General features: G+C 53.8%; 2 protein-coding genes. Both read right to left on the bottom strand.

Annotated elements, in window-relative coordinates; genetic code table 11:
• The coding region (locus QVP67_RS14140) for a DUF4348 domain-containing protein (protein ID WP_288180248.1) at positions 1-445 on the bottom strand (445 nt) is incomplete at its 3' end.
• Between the two features lie 167 nt (positions 446-612).
• Positions 613-1,203: hypothetical protein (locus QVP67_RS14145; RefSeq protein WP_288180249.1), on the bottom strand; the 591-nt coding region annotated here is incomplete at its 5' end.

Raw genomic sequence — 1,203 nt, forward strand, 5'->3', positions numbered from 1 at the left:
CGCTGACAGGAAGATCGGGATTGTACCAGTCGTTGTAGCAATCGGTCACGTACCATTTGCCGCCCTGCAACTCGAATACCAGTCGCAGCGAAGGTTCCGACTCCTCGTAACCGGCCTCAAACTCCTTATGTGCCGGTTCGTTGACCGAATAACGCGAAATGTAGACACCGCCTTCTTCCTCTTCCACCCGTACTTCCTTCAGCGACTCGGCATCGAGCAACGGCCATTTTTCACGGGTGAAGGGGAAAGTCTGCTCCGTCTCGCCATCATCTTTCAGTAAAGAAATGGGCGATTTCAACGGAAACTTGACACGTGAATACTGGAAAGAAGCACTGGACGTGAACTTCTGGAGAAATGTCTTGAAATCCTCATCGGCGGCCACACCTTCGAATACGGAAAACACCAGGGCCGCACACAGACAAAATACGTAACGGATAGCTTTCATAAATCTACTCCTTTCAACTCTCTTCGATTCTTTATTCGCGTTAATAAGTTAATGGTTCAAGATGGTCTTGATTTTGTTTTCACGGGCAAATATACAAAATGGAACGGAATGTCACAGAGACGGGCATAAGAAATATTGCACAGTCGTATTTCCGCCCTCTCCGCCGGTCATTGAACGCCCAGCATCGGACCCACAATCTCCCACAGTCCCATATAGCGCAACATGAACTCCATACCGCCCATCACATGGCCGGGCATGCTGAGGTCGGTCAGCGTAGAGTTCGTCCAAAGGGCGTGGGCACTGACAACGTTGCTGTAGGGCACAAAGTCGTCCTGAGGCGAATGGTAAAGGCTGACCGTGGCCTGTGGCGCAGTGGAAGCGTTGACCAGCGAGTTCTTGCGAAGTGCCGACACGATGGCCAGCACATCGGCATTGCCGTTGAAATCGGGAGCGGCAAAGAAGTCGGGATGCAGCACCCGGGTGATGTCCGTGCCCAAAGCCGCGTGCCACTCGGAAAGCGGACGGGTAGAAAACAGTTTGTTCAGTCCCTCTTCGATGACTGCCGGAGCATACAGATTCTCGTCGCTCACGGTCAGTCCTTCGCCGTAAGCCATGCCCCGAATCAGATAAGGCAGATAGCCGCTGCGCGGATAGGTATCGGGCATGCCATCGTCGTTGAGGAAAGCCTGCAACAGGGTCTCCAGGTCGTAAGGACCGCCGCCGGCCCAGACTTTACGGATGCGGCCGGGCCATCCACG

Origin of the sequence: Bacteroides sp. CAG:633, assembly GCF_000435115.1 — a bacterium.
GTDB lineage: Bacteria > Bacteroidota > Bacteroidia > Bacteroidales > Bacteroidaceae > Bacteroides > Bacteroides ndongoniae.